This is a genomic window from Tateyamaria rhodophyticola (assembly GCF_047777875.1).
Taxonomy (GTDB): domain Bacteria; phylum Pseudomonadota; class Alphaproteobacteria; order Rhodobacterales; family Rhodobacteraceae; genus Tateyamaria.
Window position 1 is genome coordinate 1268368 of sequence record NZ_CP180519.1, and the last position, 17998, is coordinate 1286365.

The following is a 17998-nucleotide window of genomic DNA, read 5'->3' on the forward strand; positions in this document are numbered from 1 at the left end:
GAGCACCGATATGTCCCGCACCAAAGGTGGAACCGTCACCCACGCCCGTCACAAGAAGGTCATCAAGGCCGCCAAAGGTTACTATGGTCGTCGCAAGAGCACCTTCAAGGTCGCCCGTCAGGCGGTCGACAAGGCCAACCAGTACGCGACACGTGACCGTCACAACCGCAAGCGCAACTTCCGCGCGCTGTGGATCCAGCGGATCAACGCGGCCGTCCGCGCCCATGATGAGGCGCTGACATACTCGCGCTTCATCAACGGCCTGAACCTAGCCGGGATCGAAGTGGACCGCAAAGTGCTCGCCGATCTGGCCGTGAACGAGCCCGAAGCGTTTGCTGCGATCGTGGATCAGGCCAAAGGCGCCCTGCCCGCATAAACGCTTCCTCACAGACATCGCAAAAGCCGCTCCCGATCCGGGGGCGGCTTTTTTCGTTTATGTAGTGCGGATTACTGCTCCGGCTCTGCCGCGTCGCTGTTTTGCGCATCGCGCAACGCCCAAAGCGTTGTACCCCCCGGCCCACCGGGAACACGTGTCGCCTCGTAACAGTCGATCATGCGCAGAACGTAATGCGACGGATGGCAAAGCGCCAAGCGCCGCCGTGCTTCCATGAGATACTCATTGGCGATTTCCGCGTCGCCCTGCAGATCTGCAAGAAACCCCCGGACCAAGACCAACTGGGCAATTTGGCTTGCATTGTCACCTTCCCAGTCCGATGGCACCTCCGCCAGCGCAGTCGCCGCTTGTGTTGCCAATCCAACCTCCAGCAGCGAAAGAGCGTTCTTGGTTTGCGCTAAATGCGTTTGTCCGTACCCATTACCAAAAACGCGAACTTGGTCGGCAATAACATTCACAAACTCTGCCGATGCTCGTTTCAGCTTTCCCTGTCGCAGGATACAATCCGCCAAATTGTGCCTCAATGTGAACGTTTCCCGGTTATCAGAGCCAAAATTTTTTTCAAACTGAGGCAATAGCATTCGATGCAAGTCTTCAGCTTCACGGAGCCGACCCTGCATGCAAATCGCCAATGCAAATTCTGCAGCCACCACAAGCGTTGACTTATCTTCAATGCCCCAAGTCCCATTATACCAATCCCAAAGACTGCGGAGTACATGCTGTGCTAACTTAGCTTGACCATTCGCAAGCCGAATCCGCACCTCACGATACAATTCATCCGGATCACGGTGTTCTTCCAAAACCTCATTGATCTCATGCACCAAATCCTCCGGCCACAACCGGTTTGGTCCATATTTCAAAACCTTGGGCAAATCCCCGACCAATGCGGCACCCTTAAATCCTTCCGGCAGCCGCGCACCCCGCGCATCCGCACCCGACAGAACAGCATCATCCAAAACGCACTGTCTCAAATCCACCCGGCGCAACACCGCCCCGCTTAGATCCGCGCCGGAAAAATCGTACCCCGCGATGTCTTCATCTGGCTGCAGCACGATCCGGCGCAAAGGCTTGCCGCGCAGATCCCGTCCCGGGTCCAACCCCGCCGCGGCCACCAGATCAGTGAACCGCTTGCTTGGGCTGTCGAACACACGGACCGCCGCCGCACGGTAGGACGCGTTCAGAAAGGGAGATGTCATCCCGTATCCTCGTCAGGATGTCGGCGCAGCACCGACTGCGCCACCACGACCTCTTCGTCCACGGCACCCTGTGACACCGCATCCACCGCCCGCTCCTGCGCTGCCTTGCCTGCCAATGCCGTCAAAACGGCACGTTGGTTTGCCTCATCCTCCAACGACGCCTCTGCACCGTCAGAATTCACATCAAGCCACAGATCCATCGGGGAAATTGACAAGGTCGCGGTCACCGTTGCCTCCGACTGAGGTGTATCAATCATGCACAACGCCACATCCCGCAATTCCGCACCCTTGAGATGCGGCACGGGACGGGCGGGATTGACCGCCTCGATCCGCCACGATGCAGGTCCGGACGTATCAACCTCATAGACGTCAAAGGTTGCATCCTGCGCCAGTTTCACCGTGTCTTTCGACTGGTCACTCCCAGTCGCCTTGCCGCCCGCACTCAGGGTCAGATACTTCCAAAGCGGCACCGAGAACGTTGCGCCCGCGGATCCGTCCCGACCGGTCTCGCGCACATCATCCTGTGACCGCTCAAAGGTCAGGGTAAGCGGGGCGCTGCGATACCGCTTGTCCCGGCGCATACGGCTCGCCCCGCATGTTTCGATGGTCAGGGTGACGGAATGCAGCCCCGTTGTGATCGTACGCAAACCACCTGCCGTCTCAATGTCATCCCGCGTGGTCCCGAACCACGCTGATGTCATCAGATCAAACGCGCCGTCTTCATGCGCGACCTGCGACGGCACGAACACGTCTATCGAACACAGGTTTCGGTTCCAGAAAACAGGATCATCAGACGAAAAGGGTATTCCACACTCCGCCGTATAGAATGGCCCATCGTGATCGGCTCAATCAACCCAAAGTAGCGGCCACTGGTGTGGAAAAGACGTCCGTGCGCGATTGCGAGCGCGCCGGCATATGGTGCGCCCTGCAAGGCATCCTGAGTTCAAGCTATCAGTTCCGGGCCAGCCGGTCGTCCACCACGGTATCACGTGGCACCAACTGGAACTGCACCCGGCGGTTTTCACCCTCACCCGAGATCGTGCCGCTCAGGTTGATGGGGCGGCGCGCGCCAAAGCCCAAGGGCTCCATCTGCACGGTCTCGAATCCTTCGTCGCGCAGGATCTGAATCACCGTCTCAGCCCGGTACCAGCTGAGGTCCATGTTCAGCTTGTCGCTGCCGCGGCGATCCGAATGGCCTTCGACAACAACCTTGACCTCGGGACACAGACGCAGCGCCGTGGCCATGTTCCGCACCCGAGGCATATCCGCTGCTGCAGGCTCATTGCTGCCCAGCGGGAAGCGGACATGCGTGATTTTGACCAGCGTGTCGAGGTAGTCGATGCAGCTGGGGGCCTGTATCCGCTCTTGCAGGGCAACCGGGGGCACAACGCGGGCCCGTTCCGGGGCGGCGAGGTCCGCGCCCAGCAGATCCACGCTGGTCCGCGTGACTTCGGGCTCCACGTCCGTGGCAACCGCAGGGACCGACGCTGCCTGAACAATGGGGGTTTCGGGCGCGGGCGGCTCATCCAGGGCCATGGCCGCTTGCAACTGTGCGGCGTCCCGCGATTGCACGATCAACAGGGTCGTCGTCACCACAAGTGCCGTGAACATGGCCAGAAACAGAAACCCGCCCCCGACAATTGCCCAAAGTGGCACCTGCCGCGGCGCGGGTTGCGGTGGCGCAAACGCAGCACTTTGCGGCGGCAGTCCCCCTTGGGCATGCATGGTCAGTCGTGTCATTGCTCGATCCCCCAGAGATCACCCATTGCGGGCCTGCAGTATGTGCTGGCGGATGCACCTTGCATTGATTTTTGATCTTGTCGGCCCGCGCCTTTGGCAGAGACGCAGGCAGCACACCCGCCCATGGGGGCGAATCATACATGAAGTGATTCGCAAGGCAACCTCCTCTACATCAGGTGATTCGCTTTTTTTGCCTGTTTTGTAGGTCATGCCCGCATGTGCCCACGGTTGCACTGGCGCGCGCAGGGCGCTAGATCGCAGGAGAACCAAACGGGGTGCCTGCGGCATGGATGATCTGCGCGACAAATATCTGGCTCAAATCGGCGGTGCGGCGGATGAGGCGACGCTCGAAAACATCCGCATCGCGGCCGTTGGCAAAAAAGGCGAAGTCGCGCTGAAAATGCGCGAACTGGGCAAGATGACACCGGAAGAACGGCAGGTGGCCGGTCCGGCGCTGAATGCGCTCAAGGATGAGATCAACAGCGCACTTGCCGCGAAAAAGGCCGCCCTTTCGGATGCAGCCCTAGATGCACGACTGGTTGAGGAATGGCTGGACGTCACCCTGCCCGCACGCGGCACGCGCCAAGGCACATTGCACCCCATCAGTCAGGTGACCGAAGAGGTCACGGCCATCTTTGCTGAAATGGGGTTCGCGGTGGCCGAAGGTCCGCGGATCGACACCGATTGGTACAACTTCGACGCCCTCAACATCCCCGGCCACCACCCGGCCCGCGCAGAGATGGACACGTTCTACATGCACCGGGCGGAAGGCGACAACCGCCCGCCTCATGTGCTGCGCACCCACACCTCTCCGGTGCAGATCCGGTCGATGGAGGCAACGGGCGCGCCCACGCGCATCATCTGTCCGGGCGGTGTTTACCGCGCGGACTACGACCAGACACACACGCCCATGTTCCATCAGGTCGAGGGCCTCGCCATCGATCGCGATATTTCAATGGCCAACCTGAAATGGGTGCTTGAGGAATTCGTAAAGGCCTATTTCGAAGTCGACGGCGTGGAACTGCGCTTCCGGGCCTCTCACTTTCCCTTCACCGAACCATCCGCCGAAGTCGACATCCGCTGTTCCTGGGAGGGCGGCACGCTCAAGGTCGGCGAGGGTGACGACTGGTTGGAAATCCTCGGCTCCGGAATGGTGCACCCCAAGGTGCTGCAAGCAGGCGGCATCGACCCCGCGGAATGGCAGGGCTTTGCCTTTGGCATGGGCATCGACCGGATTGCCATGCTGAAATACGGCATCCCCGACCTGCGCGCGTTCTTCGACAGCGACCTGCGCTGGCTGCGCCACTACGGCTTCTCCGCGCTGGATATGCCAAACCTGCATGGTGGCCTCAGCCGCTGACTCCGGACAGATGGCGCACCCCATGCCCGTCTCTGTTCCAAAAAATCCTCCCCGAAGGCCCGGGCCGCCATCCGCACCGACACATGTCCAGACCTGGCGCAATGGGCCGGGCACGCTACTCTCCTGACATGCGCCTTGCTCTCGTCCTCGCCCTCGTCACCCTGATCGTGATCGCCCATGTCTTCCTGTGGCGCTCCGAGATGGTGTTTGGGCTGAAGCTGACCTTCACGATCCTCAACGCCATCGGCTGGGCCATCGTGCTCTTGCCCATCCTGTTCATCGACAAATGGCTCGACGCGATCAAACGGCGCAATTCTGAAACAGACAACCACGACAACGTGACGTGACAAGCCGGACAGGATGCATAGCGTGCGGCCTATGAGATACGTACTTGCCCTCGTCGCCCTTATCTGGGGCCTTCCTGCCGCCGCCATGGGTCCATGGCAGGCCTGTCATCTGGACGTGCCCTGCGCCGTGGGGGAACGGTCCTACCACGTCAGGGAACCCGATGACTGGGACGGCTCCACGGCCATGCCCGTGCTGATCCACTTTCATGGCTGGCAACGCACCGGCGCCCTGCCGGTACAACATCAACGCATCTCCGGGGCCACACGGCGACGCGGCGTTCTGCTCATCGCACCCAATGGCAATCGCAAAACATGGAATTTCTGGTCTGCAGAGACCGAAGATGTCGCCTTTGCCCAGGAGGTCATCGAAGATGTCCTGAAACGCTATCCGGTGGACCGCGATAACATCTTTGTCTCTGGCTATTCCTACGGGTCAATCATGGCATGGCGTGTGGCCTGCGACCGGGGCGCGCGGCTCAACATCCGGGCCCTGCTGGGCATTTCAGGCACGTTGAGCCAGACCGAAAACTGCGCGGACGCCCCGCAAGAGGTGCGCCACGTGCATGGGTTGAACGACAATGTGCTGGATTTCCCGTTTGGTCCCGACACTGACACAACCTACCCCGTGTTCCTGTGGCGCGATGCGATGAACTGCGGCGCAGGCCGTGACGGCGGCAAATGGAACCAGGTCGATTTCCTGACCTTCACCCGCACGGAATGGACCAATTGCGACAGCGGACGCGTGTCACTTGACGTCCACCCGGGCGGTCATTTCATCCCGCACGGCTGGATCGCGCGCCAGCTTGACGAACTGCTCGGCCTGCCGGTCAGCTATCCCTGAAGACACCCTGCCGCGTTGCGGCAGGAAACCCATTCAGATCGCAGCTTTCATGCTTTCATCGAGATAGATTTCGCGCAGGCGCGGGGCCACACGCCCCGGCGTGCCATCGCCCAATTGCGTGCCGTCAATCTCGACAACCGGCATCACGAATGTCGAGGCTGAGGTGATGAATGCCTCATCCGCGGTGCGCGCCTCTTCGATGGTAAAGTTGCGCTCTTCGACTTCCATCTGCGCCTCCTGCGCAAAGCGCAGAACCGCGGCACGGGTAATCCCGTGCAGGATGTCATTGGACTTTTCGCGGGTGATGATCTTGTTGCCCTTCACGATATAGGCGTTGTTGGACGTGCCTTCGGTTACGAACCCGTCCTGCACCATCCACGCATCATCCGCGCCCGCCTTCTTGGCCATCATCTTGCCCATGGACGGATACAGCAACTGCACGGTCTTGATGTCGCGACGACCCCAGCGAATGTCCTCGATGCTGATGACCTTCATGCCCTTTTGTGCCATCGGGCTTGCGGCAAGGCCCGGTTTGTTCTGCGTGAACAGCACGATGGTCTGCGGCGTCGTTTCCGGATCCGGAAAGGCGAAGTCACGATCGTCCGGCGCACCGCGTGTAATCTGCAGATACACCATGCCCTCATCAATCCCGTTCACCCGCACCAGCTCGCGGTGCACCTCCAGAAGGTCCGCCTTGCTGATCGGGTTGGGCATGTCCAATTCGGCCAACGACCGCTCCAGCCGCACGGCATGTCCGTCAAAATCCACCAGCTTGCCGCCCAGAACACTGGTCACTTCGTAAACGCCATCCGCCATCAGAAAGCCGCGGTCAAAGATCGAAACCTTTGCGTCGGTTTCAGGCAGGTAGTCTCCGTTCACATAGACAGTGCGTGTCATGGCAAAATTCCTCTGATCAGGGTCGGGTGTCGCGATACGTCAGGCACCGGGCCGGTGCAAGTGGGCCGGGTCCAGCTGCCCGGTGTCCATGAGATGGCGCAGAGCTTCGGCCACCATGCGCGCATCGCCAAGGGCGTCATGGCCCCGCGCGTCCGGAAGGCTCAGGCCGAAATGCTCCAGCATGGTGTTGCTGCGCAACCCATGGATAACGTCGAGCGGTATGCCCGCTTTCAAAAACAGCGCCGGCGCATTGCCAAACCGCGGCGCCGCAATCGGCGGCGCGATGCTCGCGACATAGCAGCTGATGGCCATCATGTTGAACTCATCCTTGCCCCACGCCCACAAAGGGTCCGACCCGGCGAAGGCGCTCAACCGGTCAAGCGCGGTGGCCAAAGGCACGCCCTCTGTATCCAACCGCTCTGCCGTGACCCCGGTGAGCCGCGCGTTGAGCGGATCAAGCATCATCGGCTCGCCAAAGCGATCGTATGGCTTAATCAGCACCTCGAACAGGTCCGTTGCGGCATACGGCGCGTCCAGTGAGATCCGCACTGCACCAATCTGAAATACGATAGGGTCCGGGTCCTCTGGGCCACACCAGAACCGTTGCGGCGCTCCGGGCGCCGTCGCGAATTCGCAGTCGTAAATGATCGCCGTCCCGCTCACTTCACCGCCCCCAGACTGACATCACCCGCGATCACTTGGGCCTTGCGCGCCGCATTCGGGGAGCCGTCCCAATAGATGGCACCCTGCCCCTGACGCATCGCCCCGAGGATGAAACACTTGGTACCCACCGGCTGTCCGGATGACCGCCAGCGTCCACCATACATGCACACCAGACCCTCCGATGTGACGGTCCAGCTGTCGAACACCGTCGACAGAACGCCGGAATTCGCCGACCCCATATGCTCGGCATAATCGCGGCCGAGCCAGATGCCGAACCCTTTTGTGGCTGTGGTCATGATGCTGCGCCCTTCGAGCGCGCGGCGAAGGCCGGGATCACCCACCAACGCGCCGCCCGCGGCCAGCTGCGTGCGCGCAGCGTCCGGCGCACCGGCAAAATCAAACGGCACCCGTCCGATCACGGCCGCCGCCTTGCGCCCGTTCAGTGGTTTATACACATCACGCACCTTGCGCGGCGTCACGGTCTCGGGCGCGACGCGCACACCGTCCTGCGAAAAAAGAATGCAATCCGTCTTGCCTCGGCGCAACTCGCGCCGGCAAAATCCCAACGCCCGTTTGGCGGCTGTCGCGGCACTGTCAGCGCCCCAACTGCGCCCCCACGCACCATCCGGCGACACGGCAAAGGCGTGCGGATGCGGTTCCCCTGCCATCTCGGCACGCGCTGCCGCCTGATCCCGCGTCAAACCAAGTGCGGTGCCCTGTTGCGCATGTGCCCTAGACGCGGCAAGCAGCGCTACAGCCAAGGTCAGCGCACGCGTGATGCCCCGGCTCATCCCCACAGCGCACCATCCGGCGGGTGTACGCCCGCTTCGTCAAACACCAGCGGTACATCACGGTCCTCCGCCAGCAGCAACGGACCATCCAGATCGACCACGGACGCCCCTTGCGCCACCAGCGTGGCTGGTGCCATGGCAAGGGACGACCCCACCATGCACCCCATCATGACGCTGTACCCTTCGGCCAATGCAGCGGTCCGCAGCGCGAGCGCTTCGGTCAATCCGCCGGTCTTGTCGAGCTTGATGTTGACCATATCGTACTTGCCCGCCAACGCAGCAAGGGAGGCCCGGTCATGACAGCTTTCATCCGCACAGACCGGCAGCACCCGCTCCAGATCGCGCAGCGCATCGTCTGCCCCCGCGGGCAAGGGCTGCTCGACCATCTCAACACCCAGCCGGACCAGAACCGGCGCCATCACGGAATAAAGCGCGGGCGTCCACCCTTCGTTGGCGTCCACGATGATCCGCGCACCGGGTGCGCCCGCGCGCACCGCTTCGATGCGCGCCACGTCTTCGTCACCCCCACCCAACTTGGTCTTGAGCAGTGGCCGATGCGCATGCTCGGCGGCTTGCGCCTGCATCTTCTCGGGTGTGTCCAGCGACAGGGTATAGGCCGTCACAACCGGCTCAGGGGAGGGCAACCCGGCAAGGTCCCAGACCCGGCGCCCGCTGCGCTTTGCCTCCAGATCCCACAACGCGCAATCCACCGCATTGCGTGCAGCGCCCGCAGGCAACAGGTCCTGCACCGCCGCCCGCGTCAGCCCCTCCGGCAACGCTTCGATCTGCGCGGTAACAGAGGCCAGCGTTTCATCATACCGGGCATAAGGCACGCATTCGCCCCACCCCTGATGCGTGCCGTCCGACACGCGCACCGTCAACACATGCGCCTCGGTCCGGGATCCACGCGCAATGGTGAACACCTGCGCCAATGCAAACACATCCCGTTCCACACTCAAGCGCATCACCATCCCCGTCTCTGTTCCAAAAAATCCTCCCCGAAGGGTCGGCCGGCCACAGGCCGTGTCAGAGGGTCAAAAGACCATCCACCAAAGGTCCCGCCCCAAACCGGAACGGATCCGTCGCCGGCAGGTTCATCCGATCCTCGATCTCAGTCAAGCAGGCCCGCGCCGCCGCCTCATCAAGCGCCTTGGTGTTGACCGAAACGCCCGTGACCGTGGCCGCCGGGTTTGCCACCCGTGCAATCGGCAAGGCGGTGTCGCGCAACTGTTCCAGCGACGGCAACCCGTAATGCGGCAGACCCCGCATATGGGTCCGCGTCGGCTCATGACACAGAACCAGCGCATCCGGCTGACCGCCATGGATCAACGCCATGGTCACGCCGGAATAGGACACGTGAAACAGGCTGCCCTGCCCCTCAATGTGATCCCAATGGTCCGCATCATTGTCCGGCGTCAGATACTCGACCGCCCCCGCCATGAAATCCGCGATGACCGCGTCCAACGGCACACCCCGCCCGGTGATCAGGATCCCGGTTTGCCCCGTTGCGCGGAACGACGACTTCAGACCGCGCGCCCGCATTTCCGCATCCATCGACATCGCCGTATACATCTTGCCGCAAGAGCAATCTGTCCCAATGGCCAGCGCCCGCTTGCCCGTCCGCTTTTTGCCGTTGGCAATGGGATAGGCGATCGTCGGCACACGCACATCATGCAAGGTCCGCCCGTTCACCTTGGCCGCCGATTGCAGCTCATTCTCATCCCGCAGCAGATTGTGCAGCCCCGCCGCAAGGTCATAGCCCATCTGCAAGGCTTCAACCAAAACCGCTTTCCAGGCGTCCGAAATCATCCCACCGCGGTTCGCGACCCCGATCACAAGCGTCTTGGCCCCGGCCTTCAGACCCTCTTCCAGCGTCATGTCCGTCAACTGCATGTCCGCGCCACATCCCGGCATCCGGAACTGGCCAACAGCGTTCTCCGGGCGCCAATCGGTGATGCCTTGCGCAACCTTGGCGGCCAGCTGGTCCGGCGCATCGCCGAGAAACAAAAGATACGGCGTCTGAATCATGGGGCGCTCCTATACGTGCGGTTTTCCGCAGAATGGCGCACCGTTCGCGCAAGATCAGCGCAAAACACCTGTCAGGAAACCTCATTGCCGAAGATTTTTGCAGTAATCCGGAAAATAGCCGCAGAATTTACCGCCGTCTATCGCGAATCCAGCCGCAATGCTGCACCTGCAAAATGTCGCTTGCGGCCCCGCGCGCAATTTCATAACAGCAACAGCAGCAATTCACGCAACATTCTTGCCAAAGGGTCCCCCATGTCGTTCCGCCTGCAACCTGCGCCCCTCGCCCGCCCCAACCGATGCCAGCTCTTTGGCCCCGGCTCCCGCCCGGCCATCTTCGAAAAGATGGCAGCCTCTGCGGCGGACGTCATCAACCTCGATCTCGAAGACAGCGTAGCGCCCTCCGACAAGGACACAGCGCGCGCCAACGTCATCCAGGCCACACACGACATCGACTGGGGCACCAAGACGCTGAGCGTGCGCATCAACGGGCTCGACACGCCCTATTGGTATCGCGACGTCGTCGACCTGCTGGAGCAGGCCAGCGACCGGCTGGACCAGATCATGATCCCCAAGGTCGGAAACGCAGGGGACATCTACGCCGTCGACGCGCTGGTGTCCGCGATTGAGGCCGCCAAGGGCCGCACGAAACCTATCACCTTCGAAGTCATCATCGAAAGCGCTGCCGGCATCGCCCATGTCGAAGAAATTGCCGCCGCGTCGCCCCGCCTTGCCGCCATGAGCCTCGGTGCCGCCGACTTTGCGGCATCCATGGGCATGGCGACCACCGGCATCGGTGGCACACAGGAAAACTACTACATGCAACGCGGCGAAGACAAACACTGGTCCGATCCCTGGCATTGGGCACAGGCGGCCATCGTCGCCGCGTGCCGCACCCACGGGGTGCTGCCCGTGGACGGCCCCTTCGGTGACTTTTCCGACGATGACGGGTTCCGCGCACAGGCATTGCGCTCCGCGACCCTGGGCATGGTCGGCAAATGGGCCATCCACCCCAAACAGGTCGCACTCGCAAACGAGGTTTTCACCCCAAGCGCCGACGCCGTGGCAGAGGCCCGCGAAATCCTCGCAGCCATGGAAGAGGCCAAGGCCAAAGGCGAAGGCGCAACCGTCTACAAGGGCCGCCTCGTGGACATCGCCTCCATCAAACAGGCCGAAGTCATCGTCAAGCAATCCGAAATGATTGCCGCACACTGATCCTTCTTCTGGCCAAAAATACCACGGGGTTTGGGGCAGCGCCCCAATCCCGCAGGCTCAGCCTGCACAACACTTGCCAGAGAGGCCCCAATGGGTCGGCGGGCGGGGCGACTTTGCGCCAGCAAAGAGCGTCCGCACGGCGTCCCTAGTCCGGCCAGACCTTGCGCCCATCGACGCCCGTCTCTTCAATCAGACCGCGCCGCTTGGCTTCGAAGTAATATCCGCGCGCGTACCACATGACGGCCGTGTCCATATCTCCATCAGACACCAACCAGGCCCCCCGCAAGTACCGTACCGCGTATTTCAGATTGGTCTCAGCATCGAGAAGATCCGGCGGACTGCCCCGAAAACCCATAGAACGCGCCGTTGCGGGCAAAATTTGCATCAACCCCCAATACGGCCCGTTGCGCGCGCCTGGGCGATGCGTGCTTTCCCGCACGACGACGCGCTGGACCAGCGCGACCGGCACATCATTCTCCTGCGCCGCCGCCTCGATCAACGCGCGCAGTTCAGGTGTTTCATTCGGGAAAAGCGGCACAGATACCCCGCGTTCAGGCACAACGCCCGACGGCGCACTGCCACCACAGGCGGCAAGCATCAGGGTGAGCACAAGAACAAGACATCGCATGGAGGCACTGGACAGCGCCACGGTTCAAAACGCAAGCGGGCCGCAGACGACCGGCAAGGATCCGCACCAAGTCGTGATTGGGCAAGCTCCCCCCGTCATGCTTGTCTATGACGCAGCCACCAGACACCGGAACTCAACCATGCGCTCTTTCCTCATTGCCCTTGTCGCTCTCATGCTGGCGTTGCCAGCCACCGCAGATGTTGCACCGCGGGACGGCTGGTCCGTCACGCCCACCACCAAAAGCTATGCCGACCTGATCGACGCGGTCAAAGCCGCTGCCAAGGCCAACAAAATGGGCGTTGTCACACAAGCCGGCCCTACCGGTGCCGCGAAAAACCGCGGGGTCATCATTCCCGGCAATCGCGTGATTGGGCTCTTCAACAACCTCTACGCGGTTGAGGTGCTGAAACTGTCCACAGCCGCAATGATCGAAGCGCCGATCCGCATGTATGTCACCGAAACCGCAGATGGCAGCGCGACGCTTAGCTACAAGACACCGTCCTTCGTCTTCGCGCCATACATCGAAGAGGCCGGCCCGGATTTGTCCCGGATCGCGGCGGAACTGGACGCCATCTTTGCGACGATCGCCACGGAAGCCACTGAATAAGAGCTAAATTCTAGGAAATTTCGAAGCGCTCAACCGGCGCGCGTTCAACTATTTTTCACGCTTGCGGTCTTTTCTGTCCCGCGGTGGTGTGGAGACAGTTATGGCGTTTATAGGTTTGTCCGTTTTGCTCGATTTTGTCAGCTCTCTTGCGGTGCTGGGCCTGCTGGTTGTGGGCTACAGCGCCCTTGGACCGCGGATCAAGGAACAGGCGTTTGCGCCGTTGATCCTGGGTGCGCTTTTCGGGCTGGTCGTGGATCTGCAAATGTCCATGCCGCTCAGCCCGGCGGACGGGGTCATCGTCGACATGCGGAACGTACCCATCGTGCTTGCAGGTGCGTTCCTCGGCGCGCGGGGACTTGCCATTTGCCTGGTCCTGGCCATTGGCGCGCGCATTGGTTTGGGCGGTGTCGGTATGCTTCCCGGTGTTGTGGGCATGCTGATCGCAGGAGCGGTGGGTATCGCCTGGTCCTACGCGCGGGTCAGGATCACTGCGCCGGACTGGGTCAAACTGCTGGGTCTCGGCATTGCCGTGAACCTGCACATGGCGTCCGCGTTCCTCGCATCCGCGCCGATTATCGAGTGGTATTTTACGGAAGCCGCGACGACAATTTTTGTCCTCAATCTCCTCTACACGCCCTTGATCGGCTACATGCTGCTTCGGGAACAGAAAATTCTGGTCCAGACAGAGGAATTGTCAGCCGCGGCAATGGCGGACCCCCGAACGCGCCTGCTGCGCGTTGATGCCTTTGCGAACGAAATCTCACACTTCAACGCCTCGGACCCCGATCGGCGCATATCCGGCGTTGTCGCAGTCACGCTAAAAAACAAGGACTGGCTGAAACAGACATGGGGCGCGCAGGCCTTTGACCAGTCGCTCGGAGCGCTCAGGGTGCGCTTTGCCGCGCTCTGCCAGGACGGGCGACCGCTGGGCATTGATGGGTCGCGCCGTCTGCTTGTGCCGGTCACCGAAATCGAATTGCGTGATCTTCGTCCCTTCCGGCGCAGCCTGCGCAAGCTCGCAACGGACACACCTGTGCGACTGAGCGAGAACGTGGTCGTCCCCCTGACCATTATTGCCGAGACGTTCAACCTGACCCGGCCCGATACGCCAGCGGTCACGAAAAACGAAATCCGTCGCTCTGCCGCCAGCCGTAAACTGGCCGCAGGACGCAGCGACCCGGAGCCGCGGCATCGACACACGGGACTAGACCCTTTGCCAAAGGGCCTGACCAGCAAAACGGTCGAGCGGCTGTTTCAGCAAGCTGCAGAACGGGCCCGGCGAGAGGCCTAGGCGCGTTCGTCCTTGGGCGCGCCTATCACGACATAGGTTGTGATCGCGTTGACCTGTGGCAACGCGCCCAACAGGTCGGTATGGAACGCCTTGTAGCTGGGCAAATCTGCGCATTCGACACGCAGAAGATATTCAATCGGGCCGGTGATGTTGTGGCATTCCCGGACCTCCGGCGCGTGCAGCATCGCCCGCTCAAACGCCTCCTGGCTGGATTTTGAATGATCGTTCAGACCGACGCCGATATAGGCGACAAACCCGGTGCCCAGCTTTGTCCGGTTCAGAACCGCGCGATAGCCGCTGATGACGCCCGCCCGCTCCAGCTCCTGCACCCGCCGCAAACACGCTGACGGCGACAGACCAACCTGTTCCGCCAAAGCGATGTTGCTGAGCCGCCCATCGCGCGACAACGCGCGCAATATCCGGTCGTTTATGTCATCAATCTTCACCATATATTGCAAAATTACATACAAATTCTGAGTTTTTGCAACCTGTCACGCCAAATTTGCGCGCATAAACGCGCAATGGACACTGAACTTTTCCTTGCCTTGGCGGCGTTTGCCTTCGTCAGCTCGATCACACCCGGACCCAACAACCTGATGCTGATGGCCTCCGGGGCCAATTTCGGGTTCCGTGCGTCCGTGCCCCATATGCTTGGCATCGGGATTGGCTTTGTGGTGATGGTCATGCTCGTGGGCGCCGGGTTGGCACAGATTTTCACAACCTACCCAACGAGCCATACAGTGCTCAAAACGGTTTCCGTGATCTACCTGATGTATCTGGCCTGGAAAATCGCGACGGCTGCACCCACAGCGACCTCCGGCAGCACCGGCAAGCCCATGACGTTTTTGCAGGCGGCGGCATTCCAATGGGTGAACCCAAAGGCCTGGACCATGGCGCTGACCGCTGTCACGGTCTACAGCCCGGGCACCGGGCTTTGGGCCATCGGCTTGGTTGCGTTGATCTTTGGCGCGATCAACCTGCCCGCGGTCTCGTCTTGGACCCTGTTGGGGCAGGGCATGGCCCGCGTGCTGACAAACCCCGCGCGGTTGCGCCTCTTCAACTGGACCATGGCGGTGCTTTTGCTGCTGTCACTGGTCCCGGTCCTCATTCCATGAGATTGCAAATTCCCCACCCCCCGGCCATATAGCGTGCACGACATGCCAAAGGGGCGGGACACGTGACGCAATATCTTGAGTTTGAAAAGCCACTGGCCGAGATCGAAGGCAAGGCGGAAGAGCTGCGCGCTCTGGCCCGACAGAACGAAGATATGGACGTGTCCGACGAAGCCGCGGCACTGGATGCCAAGGCCGTCACCCTGCTCGAAGAGCTGTATGCCGACCTCACGCCATGGCGCAAATGCCAGATCGCACGGCACCCGGATCGTCCGCATTGCACCGACTATATTGATACGCTGTTCACGGATTACACCCCGCTCGCGGGCGACCGGAATTTTGCCGATGATCACGCTGTGATGGGTGGGCTTGCACGTTTTGACGATCACCCCGTCGTGGTTCTGGGTCACGAAAAAGGCAACGATACGAAGTCACGCATCGAACGCAATTTCGGCATGGCCCGCCCGGAAGGGTATCGCAAGGCGATACGCCTCATGGATATGGCGGACCGGTTTGGCCTGCCCGTGATCACGCTGGTCGACACGCCCGGCGCCTATCCCGGCAAAGGGGCCGAAGAACGGGGACAATCCGAGGCGATCGCGCGGTCCACGGAAAAGTGCCTGCAAATTGGCGTACCGCTTGTGTCGGTTGTGATCGGCGAAGGCGGGTCCGGGGGGGCCGTCGCCTTTGCGACCGCCAACAAGGTCGCGATGCTCGAACACTCGGTTTATTCCGTGATCAGCCCCGAAGGCTGCGCGTCGATCCTGTGGAAAGACGCAGAGAAGATGCGCGAAGCTGCAGAAGCCTTGCGGCTCACGGCGCAGGATCTCAAACAGCTTGGTGTGATTGATCGCATTATCCCGGAGAGTACGGGCGGCGCGCATCGACACCGGGAAGAAACATTTGCATCCGTCCGGACAGCGATTGCCGGAATGCTGAGTGATCTGGAAAACAAGTCTGCCGCCGATCTCATCGCTGATCGCAGGCAGAAATTCCTGTCCCTGGGACAGAGCGGCCTCGCCGCCTGAACACCGGCCGCGCCCCCCGGTCACGCAGAACCGGCGCATGTCGTGGCCGATTACGACACGCGGACGCGGCCAGCGCATCTATTAGGGCTAGGCGACATCATCCTGTGACGGGGTCAGAACCTGCCCCGGGAGGGTCACCGTTACACGCGCGCCGACACCGTTCGGGCCTGTGCCCGCCTCAATCGTTCCGCCACGTGCGCGCACCAGCCTGCGGATCCCGACCAAACCGTATCCACCGGCGGCCATGCTTTGGTCAGCCGGATCGAAAACGCGCGCGGCATTGGCAAAGCCGCGACCATTGTCCGTCACCGAAATACAGACCCGGTCATTTGGCGCACAGGCAACGCAGACGTGCAACGTCACCCGGTCGAGGCCCGCATATTTGAACGCATTGTCGATAAGATTGCGGACGATGATCTGTATTGCGGCTGCATCCGCCTCAACAGCCACATCATCTACCCGCACATCGTGTGCGTTGGCGGGATCGAGGGTGACGAGGATATTCTGACACATCGACCGGAAATCAAAACAACTTGGCTGCACGTCGGTGCGCAGCGCTGTTGAATGGCTCAGCACATCCGTGACCAGATCGAGCGCGCGTTCGCTGATCTCCTCGATCATGCCGATCATCTGCAGCTTGCCGTCGCCCATATCGACAAACCCATCCCGCAACATGCCAGTGAGCATGCGCACATTGGCAATCGGGCTACGCAGATCATGCGCAGCGAAGCTTACGAAGTCTTCCATGTCGCTGGTCATCGCAGCGGTCAGGGCGTGTGCCTGTTCCAACTGCCGCTCGCGGGTGATGTCCTGGGACACACCCACCATGTGCGTGAGCGTCCCGCTTCGGTCAAAGCGCGGCAGCAAGCGGGTCATTACGGACAACGTGTCCTGCCCGATCGGAATGGCAATTTCATAGGTTGTTTCAACGGCATTTTGCCACGCGCGCCGCTGTCGTTCATGAACGGCATCTGCCGCGCGTCCATCGAAGAGCTGCGCCGCGGTTTTGCCAATGACATCGCCCGGGCCACACAAAAGATGGCGGCACCCGGCCGTGTTCATGAACGCATAGACAACGTCGCCTGCGTCATCCTCGGTCAAAACAAAAACGGGCGACCCGATGGCGTTGTACGACGAAAAATCAGGCAACATGGCACGGTGTCCTCAGAACTGTGCACTGCGTAGGCCAAACAGGTTAGAATTTCGTTGCCGTCAGCTGGCCAGCATCCGAAGGCCTTGCGTCACATCCGACCGGACCGCCAGACGCAGACCCGGTTCATCGCCGGCGCGCAGGGCCGCGATGATCATCCGGTGGTATTGCGGTGGTTCTGTCCGCCGCAGACGTCCATAGAGCGCGCGCATGGTTGGCCCCATCTGCAACCATACCGTTTCGGTCATGGCCAACATCGCAGGCGCCTGCGCCCGCAGGTACAACGTCCGGTGAAATTCGAGGTTGGTGCGGATGTAGCTGACCGCGTCGCGGTGCGCCACGGCCTCGGCAACGGCGGTGTTGATCGTCTGCAAACGCTCGATCAGCGCCAGATGCGCCCTTGGCAACGCCCGTGTGGCCAGTTCCACTTCGATCAACGCCCGCAGCGCGGCAAGCTCTTCGATCCGTTCGTTGGACAGCTCCGGCGTCGAGACCCGCCCCGACTGCGACAGGGTCAGCGCGCCTTCGGCCACCAGGCGGCGCACAGCCTCGCGCGCGGGCGTCATCGACACGTCATATTGCTTGCCGATACCGCGCAGGGTCAGCGCCTGACCCGGCGCAATGTCACCATGCATAATACGCGTGCGCAGACGCCGAAAAACGCGATCATGCGCGGCGGATGCGGTGTCCCGGGTTGGGCTTGTGGCACTCAT

At 61.5% G+C, this 17998-nt stretch carries 21 protein-coding genes; 9 read left to right on the forward strand and 12 right to left on the reverse strand.

Annotated features, from left to right (window positions below; translation table 11 throughout):
- Positions 1-10 precede the first annotated feature (10 nt).
- On the forward strand, positions 11-376 hold the full coding sequence (rplT, locus tag ACERHN_RS07785; protein ID WP_299685735.1) for a 50S ribosomal protein L20: 366 nt from the start codon (positions 11-13) through the stop codon (positions 374-376).
- A gap of 71 nt (positions 377-447) precedes the next feature.
- Here the strand turns inward: rplT and ACERHN_RS07790 are convergent, their stop codons facing one another.
- The 3 genes from ACERHN_RS07790 to ACERHN_RS07800 form a co-directional block, all read right to left on the reverse strand.
- Positions 448-1590 (reverse strand): pentapeptide repeat-containing protein, encoded by a 1143-nt coding sequence (locus ACERHN_RS07790; RefSeq protein ID WP_415922069.1) that lies wholly within the window; start codon positions 1588-1590, stop codon positions 448-450.
- The gene (locus tag ACERHN_RS07795) at positions 1587-2333 is read right to left on the reverse strand and encodes a hypothetical protein (RefSeq protein WP_415922070.1); all 747 of its coding nucleotides are present in this window, start codon (positions 2331-2333) and stop codon (positions 1587-1589) included. Before ACERHN_RS07795 ends, ACERHN_RS07790 begins: the two co-directional genes overlap by 4 nt.
- A 208-nt stretch (positions 2334-2541) precedes the next feature.
- Positions 2542-3330 carry an OmpA family protein gene (locus ACERHN_RS07800; protein ID WP_415922071.1) on the reverse strand — a complete coding sequence of 263 codons (789 nt, stop codon included), beginning with the start codon at positions 3328-3330 and terminating at the stop codon, positions 2542-2544.
- Between the two features lie 286 nt (positions 3331-3616).
- On the opposite strand from ACERHN_RS07800, the gene pheS reads away from it, so the two are divergent.
- From pheS to ACERHN_RS07815, 3 genes are all read left to right on the forward strand, one after another.
- The gene (gene pheS, locus ACERHN_RS07805) at positions 3617-4690 is read left to right on the forward strand and encodes a phenylalanine--tRNA ligase subunit alpha (RefSeq protein ID WP_415922072.1); all 1074 of its coding nucleotides are present in this window, start codon (positions 3617-3619) and stop codon (positions 4688-4690) included.
- A 128-nt stretch (positions 4691-4818) separates the two neighbouring features.
- Positions 4819-5037: a phenylalanyl-tRNA synthetase subunit beta gene (locus ACERHN_RS07810; protein ID WP_415922073.1), complete on the forward strand. Its 219-nt coding sequence runs from the start codon at positions 4819-4821 to the stop codon at positions 5035-5037.
- Positions 5038-5068: 31 nt separating this feature from the next.
- Positions 5069-5878, forward strand: a complete 810-nt coding sequence (locus ACERHN_RS07815) for an alpha/beta hydrolase family esterase (RefSeq protein WP_415922074.1) — start codon at positions 5069-5071, stop codon at positions 5876-5878.
- A 33-nt stretch (positions 5879-5911) separates the two neighbouring features.
- Here ACERHN_RS07815 and ACERHN_RS07820 read toward each other — a convergent pair whose 3' ends face one another.
- From ACERHN_RS07820 to dgcN, 5 genes are all read right to left on the reverse strand, one after another.
- Positions 5912-6775 (reverse strand): D-amino-acid transaminase, encoded by an 864-nt coding sequence (locus ACERHN_RS07820; RefSeq protein WP_415922075.1) that lies wholly within the window; start codon positions 6773-6775, stop codon positions 5912-5914.
- A 39-nt stretch (positions 6776-6814) separates the two neighbouring features.
- Positions 6815-7438, reverse strand: coding sequence for an exonuclease (locus tag ACERHN_RS07825; protein ID WP_415922076.1), 624 nt, complete (start codon positions 7436-7438; stop codon positions 6815-6817).
- Positions 7435-8229: a hypothetical protein gene (locus ACERHN_RS07830; protein WP_415922077.1), complete on the reverse strand. Its 795-nt coding sequence runs from the start codon at positions 8227-8229 to the stop codon at positions 7435-7437. Before ACERHN_RS07830 ends, ACERHN_RS07825 begins: the two co-directional genes overlap by 4 nt.
- A complete protein-coding gene (gene dgcA / locus ACERHN_RS07835; RefSeq protein WP_415922078.1) occupies positions 8226-9194 on the reverse strand; it encodes an N-acetyl-D-Glu racemase DgcA in 969 nt (322 codons plus the stop codon). Before dgcA ends, ACERHN_RS07830 begins: the two co-directional genes overlap by 4 nt.
- A gap of 61 nt (positions 9195-9255) precedes the next feature.
- Entirely contained in the window at positions 9256-10257 is a 1002-nt protein-coding gene (dgcN, locus tag ACERHN_RS07840) for an N-acetyltransferase DgcN (RefSeq protein WP_415922079.1), read from the reverse strand.
- A gap of 252 nt (positions 10258-10509) precedes the next feature.
- Between dgcN and ACERHN_RS07845 the strand changes: the two genes are divergently transcribed.
- A complete protein-coding gene (locus ACERHN_RS07845; RefSeq protein ID WP_415922080.1) occupies positions 10510-11469 on the forward strand; it encodes an L-malyl-CoA/beta-methylmalyl-CoA lyase in 960 nt (319 codons plus the stop codon).
- A gap of 145 nt (positions 11470-11614) precedes the next feature.
- Here the strand turns inward: ACERHN_RS07845 and ACERHN_RS07850 are convergent, their stop codons facing one another.
- Positions 11615-12097, reverse strand: coding sequence for a transglycosylase SLT domain-containing protein (locus ACERHN_RS07850; RefSeq protein ID WP_415922081.1), 483 nt, complete (start codon positions 12095-12097; stop codon positions 11615-11617).
- A 139-nt stretch (positions 12098-12236) separates the two neighbouring features.
- On the opposite strand from ACERHN_RS07850, the gene ACERHN_RS07855 reads away from it, so the two are divergent.
- Together ACERHN_RS07855 and ACERHN_RS07860 are read left to right on the forward strand one after the other, a co-directional pair.
- Entirely contained in the window at positions 12237-12704 is a 468-nt protein-coding gene (locus ACERHN_RS07855; RefSeq protein WP_415922082.1) for a DUF302 domain-containing protein, read from the forward strand.
- 100 nt (positions 12705-12804) lie between these two features.
- Positions 12805-13995 carry a LytS/YhcK type 5TM receptor domain-containing protein gene (locus ACERHN_RS07860; protein ID WP_415922083.1) on the forward strand — a complete coding sequence of 397 codons (1191 nt, stop codon included), beginning with the start codon at positions 12805-12807 and terminating at the stop codon, positions 13993-13995.
- Here ACERHN_RS07860 and ACERHN_RS07865 read toward each other — a convergent pair.
- Entirely contained in the window at positions 13992-14444 is a 453-nt protein-coding gene (locus ACERHN_RS07865) for an Lrp/AsnC family transcriptional regulator (RefSeq protein WP_415922084.1), read from the reverse strand. The two genes, ACERHN_RS07860 and ACERHN_RS07865, sit on opposite strands and share 4 nt — an antisense overlap.
- A gap of 72 nt (positions 14445-14516) precedes the next feature.
- On the opposite strand from ACERHN_RS07865, the gene ACERHN_RS07870 reads away from it, so the two are divergent.
- Both ACERHN_RS07870 and ACERHN_RS07875 read left to right on the forward strand, forming a co-directional pair.
- Complete coding sequence (locus tag ACERHN_RS07870; protein ID WP_415922085.1) at positions 14517-15110, forward strand: LysE family translocator; 594 nt, start codon at positions 14517-14519, stop codon at positions 15108-15110.
- A 62-nt stretch (positions 15111-15172) separates the two neighbouring features.
- Entirely contained in the window at positions 15173-16135 is a 963-nt protein-coding gene (locus ACERHN_RS07875; protein ID WP_415922086.1) for an acetyl-CoA carboxylase carboxyltransferase subunit alpha, read from the forward strand.
- 87 nt (positions 16136-16222) lie between these two features.
- Here the strand turns inward: ACERHN_RS07875 and ACERHN_RS07880 are convergent, their stop codons facing one another.
- Both ACERHN_RS07880 and ACERHN_RS07885 read right to left on the reverse strand, forming a co-directional pair.
- Entirely contained in the window at positions 16223-17287 is a 1065-nt protein-coding gene (locus ACERHN_RS07880) for a PAS domain-containing sensor histidine kinase (RefSeq protein WP_415922087.1), read from the reverse strand.
- Between the two features lie 60 nt (positions 17288-17347).
- Positions 17348-17998, reverse strand: a complete 651-nt coding sequence (locus ACERHN_RS07885; protein WP_415922088.1) for a GntR family transcriptional regulator — start codon at positions 17996-17998, stop codon at positions 17348-17350.

Coding starts and splice junctions, on each gene's coding strand:
- ACERHN_RS07845 (WP_415922080.1), top strand. CDS start 10,510: ATGTCGTTCCGCCTGCAACCTGCGCCCCTCGCCCGCCCCAACCGATGC.
- ACERHN_RS07880 (WP_415922087.1), bottom strand. CDS start 17,287: ATGTTGCCTGATTTTTCGTCGTACAACGCCATCGGGTCGCCCGTTTTT.
- ACERHN_RS07885 (WP_415922088.1), bottom strand. CDS start 17,998: ATGAGTGCCACAAGCCCAACCCGGGACACCGCATCCGCCGCGCATGAT.
- ACERHN_RS07860 (WP_415922083.1), top strand. CDS start 12,805: ATGGCGTTTATAGGTTTGTCCGTTTTGCTCGATTTTGTCAGCTCTCTT.
- ACERHN_RS07855 (WP_415922082.1), top strand. CDS start 12,237: ATGCGCTCTTTCCTCATTGCCCTTGTCGCTCTCATGCTGGCGTTGCCA.
- ACERHN_RS07820 (WP_415922075.1), bottom strand. CDS start 6,775: ATGACACGCACTGTCTATGTGAACGGAGACTACCTGCCTGAAACCGAC.
- dgcN (WP_415922079.1), bottom strand. CDS start 10,257: ATGATTCAGACGCCGTATCTTTTGTTTCTCGGCGATGCGCCGGACCAG.
- dgcA (WP_415922078.1), bottom strand. CDS start 9,194: ATGCGCTTGAGTGTGGAACGGGATGTGTTTGCATTGGCGCAGGTGTTC.
- rplT (WP_299685735.1), top strand. CDS start 11: ATGTCCCGCACCAAAGGTGGAACCGTCACCCACGCCCGTCACAAGAAG.
- ACERHN_RS07790 (WP_415922069.1), bottom strand. CDS start 1,590: ATGACATCTCCCTTTCTGAACGCGTCCTACCGTGCGGCGGCGGTCCGT.
- ACERHN_RS07810 (WP_415922073.1), top strand. CDS start 4,819: ATGCGCCTTGCTCTCGTCCTCGCCCTCGTCACCCTGATCGTGATCGCC.
- ACERHN_RS07830 (WP_415922077.1), bottom strand. CDS start 8,229: ATGAGCCGGGGCATCACGCGTGCGCTGACCTTGGCTGTAGCGCTGCTT.
- pheS (WP_415922072.1), top strand. CDS start 3,617: ATGGATGATCTGCGCGACAAATATCTGGCTCAAATCGGCGGTGCGGCG.
- ACERHN_RS07850 (WP_415922081.1), bottom strand. CDS start 12,097: ATGCGATGTCTTGTTCTTGTGCTCACCCTGATGCTTGCCGCCTGTGGT.
- ACERHN_RS07870 (WP_415922085.1), top strand. CDS start 14,517: ATGGACACTGAACTTTTCCTTGCCTTGGCGGCGTTTGCCTTCGTCAGC.
- ACERHN_RS07815 (WP_415922074.1), top strand. CDS start 5,069: ATGAGATACGTACTTGCCCTCGTCGCCCTTATCTGGGGCCTTCCTGCC.
- ACERHN_RS07865 (WP_415922084.1), bottom strand. CDS start 14,444: ATGGTGAAGATTGATGACATAAACGACCGGATATTGCGCGCGTTGTCG.
- ACERHN_RS07800 (WP_415922071.1), bottom strand. CDS start 3,330: ATGACACGACTGACCATGCATGCCCAAGGGGGACTGCCGCCGCAAAGT.